Genomic DNA, 3,424 nt, shown 5'->3' with positions numbered 1-3,424 from the left:
AACAACTACTTCTTCGACGGATCCACCGGCACCAACAGCCGGATCTTCGTCTTCGCCACCGACGACCGCAACGCCGGCGACTACGAGGCCGACATCGACGGTGAGGGGACCGCCGACATCACGGTCCGGGGACTCGGCTTCTCGGTCGACATCGACGACCGGAACATCACCAACCTCCAGGCGCTCGAAGGCACCGTTGAGGCCCGCGCGGGCGACCGACCCGTCAGACTCGAATTCCTCGACGAGGACGGCGAGGCCGTCGACGAGGTCGACGACCGGATCGTGAGTCTCTCCGGGCAGGGCGAATACGGGTTCAGCTACGACCTCGAGTCCCTGGAGGTCGAAACCGGCGAGTACACCATCCGCGCGACCGACACCACCTCCGGCGTCTCGGCGGAGTCCGACACCATCGTCGTCCGGGAGGCGGGCGACGTCAAGGCCACGTTCCCCGGTAGCACCACCTCCGAAACCCGGGGTGACGTGGCTGCGATCCCGATCGAACTGGACAACACCCGTGAGGCCACCCTGACGATCGGGGGCGAGGACCTCGGGTTCGAGTCGAACGTGACCGTCCGCGACGACGACCAGGACGGGGACGTCACGGTTTACTTCAACACCTACGCGGCGTCGACCGCGAGTGAGGGTGACCTCGGGACCGGCAACGACGTGTTCAGCGTCGGCGACGACGACGAGATCATCAGCAGCGACCTCTCGATCGGCGTCTCGAACCTCCTTGACGCGACGTCGTACGACATGTCCGTCGCGGCGGAGGGGCGGGAGACCGACGTCGACCTCCTCGTGTTGGAACCGCGCGAAACCACCGCGATCCGCACCTGGACCGCGCCGCAGAACCGCTACGGCGACCTCGACGCCGCCGAGGACGTCCGTGAGGGCGACGGCGAGTGGCTGACCCGGACCGACGAGGTCGCAACCGGCGACACGGTCGTCTACGAGATCCGGGCCTCCGGGCTCGAAGGGGCGCTCGACGCCCGCGGCGAGGACACCATCACCTCGGAGTTCTACGACTTCGCGAACGGCTCCGGGAGCAACCCCGCGGCGGGGCTCGCCGTGGCGCAACAGGACCCCGGCCCCAACCAGGATCCCCTGCTCCTGCAACTGAACGGCTCGAACAGTCAGGTCATAGCCGACTCGGCTAACGACAGCTACTACATCGTTACGCGCACCGGCGACGACGGCCCGGGCGCGGTTGAGGACGAGGACAACGACGGGGCGATCGATCCCGGCGAGAACGACTACGGGCAGGTCAGCACCGACGACGACCTCCAGGCGTCGTTCACCGTCTTCGGCGACGACGAGAACGACCTCGATCTGACGGCGGACGGCGGAGACGAGGCCGTCGAAACCACGCACTCGCTCACCGAACCCGAACTGTCGATGTCGGAGCCGTTCAACGTGACCGAGGCCAGCGGCCAGGAGGTCTTCGGCGAGGCGACGGTCGCCCCCGGAACGGAGGTTCGGATCCGGGTCCGGAGCGGCGACAACGTTCGGCCGGCGTTCCTGAAGACCGCGGAAACGACAGTGGACGGGGACGGCCAGTTCCTCGTGACGCTGTCGTTCAACGACACCAGCCCCGGCGACCGCTACAGTGTCATCGTCGACGATACCGGCCCCGCGTCGGAACTGACCGTCGAGGGAACGGTTCAGCCGGTGATCCAGACGCCGACGACGGACACGCCCGCGGAGACCACGGTGATCACGTCCACGGCGACGCCGACGACCACCACCACGTCGACGCCGACCGAGACAACGACGTCACGGCCAGCCACGACGACAACCGAAGTCCCGACGGTCCAGACGCCGACCACCACGCCCGGCTTCGGGGTCGTGGCCGCTCTTGTTGCGCTCGCGGCGGCCGCGCTCCTGGCCGTGCGTCGGGACTGAGGCTGCGGCCGGCGGTCGCGTGCCGCTCACTCCCCGCCGCGGGCGGGCCGCCCGAGGCGCTCCTCCACTGCCTCCACCTTCTTACGTGCGCGACCCCCTTGGGTCCGCTTGTCGTCGATCTTCAACACCGTACTCACTCTGTCCGCGTCGACCGCCTCGTGGGCGGCCTGCGCGGCCGCAAACAGCGTTCCGACGTCGTCGGCCTCGATCACGGTCCCCATCGGATTCGTCTCGTAGCGCACGTCGAAGCCCTCCAGTGCGTCGACGGCTTTCGCGACCTCCGCGGACATGCTCCCCTCGATCACGGGTGCGACGCTGAGTAGCGCGACGACTGTCATACCCGTGTTCGGCCACGGAGTCGCAAAACGCTTACTCGGCGCGGGCGCGGCTATGGCTTCGGCCGGCTTACCCGCCGGCTCCGAACTCCGCGGCGGCGACCCGTGCATCGCCGGCAGTGCCGCCCGGAGACTTACCCTTCGGTGAGCCGGTACAGGGTGCCTCCGGGGGCGACGAACACGCTGCCCATAGCCACCGCCGGCCCACGTACCACATCCTCGAACGTCGACCGCCACTGTTCAGTGCCGGTGTCAGGATCGAACGCAACGAGCGAGTTGTCTCCCGAGCCTCCGAGGGTGCCGCGCCCCGCGTACACGCTTCCGTCGTCCACCGCGGGCCTGATCCCGATGTACGACGGCGAGGAGGACTCGACCTCGACCCGCCACTCCTCGCTTCCGTCGGCAGCATCGAGTGCGTACAGGCCGTGGGCGAACTCGTCCGAGGCCGTCTTGAACGTCCCGGCGAACACGGTCCCGCCGGCCACCGCCGGCGACAAGACCACAACCTCCCGGCCGGCCTCGAACCGCCACCGTTCACTCCCGTCCGCCGCCCGGATCGCCCGCACCTCCCGCCCCTGGCCGACGTAGACCGTCCCGTCGGCCACCGCCGGGATCGTCACCTCCTGGGTGGTATCGGCGGCCCACTCCTCGTCACCGGTCGCCGCATCGAGCGCGTAGAGCGTCCCATCGACGTTTACATACACCGTTCCGTCGGCGAGTGCGGTCCTGGAGAGGTCGAATATCCCTCCGGGCTCGGACCGCCACCGCTCGTCCCCGGTGACGGCGTCCAGCGCGTACACCGTGGTCTCACCGACGACGTAGACGGTTCCGTCGGACACCAGCGGCGACGGCGGCGTGCCCCCGGTGGAATCGGTGCCGATGCTGAAGCTGACCGACCACCGCTGCTCGCCGGTCGCAACGTCCAGTGCGTGTACGGTGCCCTCTGGTTCCGCGACGCTACCGACGAACACCGATCTGCTGGTCACCGCCGGCGTGGACACCAGTGGCGTCTCGGCGTCCGAGATCCCGGTCGCCCACTGCTCGTCTCTGCTCGCGGCGTCGACTGCTCGGACCGACTCCTGCCCCCCGACGAACACGGTGCCGTCGGAGACGACCGGGGGGCGTGCCCCGCCCACCCGGAGCTGCCAGTCCGTGGTAACGCCGGCCGTCGGACCGGAGTCGGCCGA

General features: G+C 69.0%; 3 protein-coding genes. 1 reads left to right on the top strand and 2 read right to left on the bottom strand.

Going from position 1 to position 3,424, the window contains the following annotated elements:
• Window positions 1-1,902 (top strand): BGTF surface domain-containing protein (locus Q0925_RS04285; RefSeq protein ID WP_299332203.1); only part of this gene is annotated, 1,902 nt, incomplete at its 5' end.
• A gap of 26 nt (window positions 1,903-1,928) precedes the next feature.
• Here the strand turns inward: Q0925_RS04285 and Q0925_RS04280 are convergent.
• Window positions 1,929-2,240 carry an MTH1187 family thiamine-binding protein gene (locus Q0925_RS04280; protein ID WP_299332202.1) on the bottom strand — a complete coding sequence of 104 codons (312 nt, stop codon included), beginning with the start codon at window positions 2,238-2,240 and terminating at the stop codon, window positions 1,929-1,931.
• Between the two features lie 131 nt (window positions 2,241-2,371).
• Window positions 2,372-3,424, bottom strand: a 1,053-nt coding sequence (locus Q0925_RS04275) for a PQQ-binding-like beta-propeller repeat protein (protein ID WP_299332201.1), incomplete at its 5' end; no start/stop codon positions are given.

It is taken from the genome of Haloplanus sp. (assembly GCF_028275055.1).
Lineage (GTDB): Archaea > Halobacteriota > Halobacteria > Halobacteriales > Haloferacaceae > Haloplanus.
Note: the sequence above shows the minus strand (reverse complement) of the source record. Positions and strands in the feature narration are given on the sequence as shown.

Coding starts and splice junctions, on each gene's coding strand:
- Q0925_RS04280 (WP_299332202.1), bottom strand. CDS start 2,240: ATGACAGTCGTCGCGCTACTCAGCGTCGCACCCGTGATCGAGGGGAGC.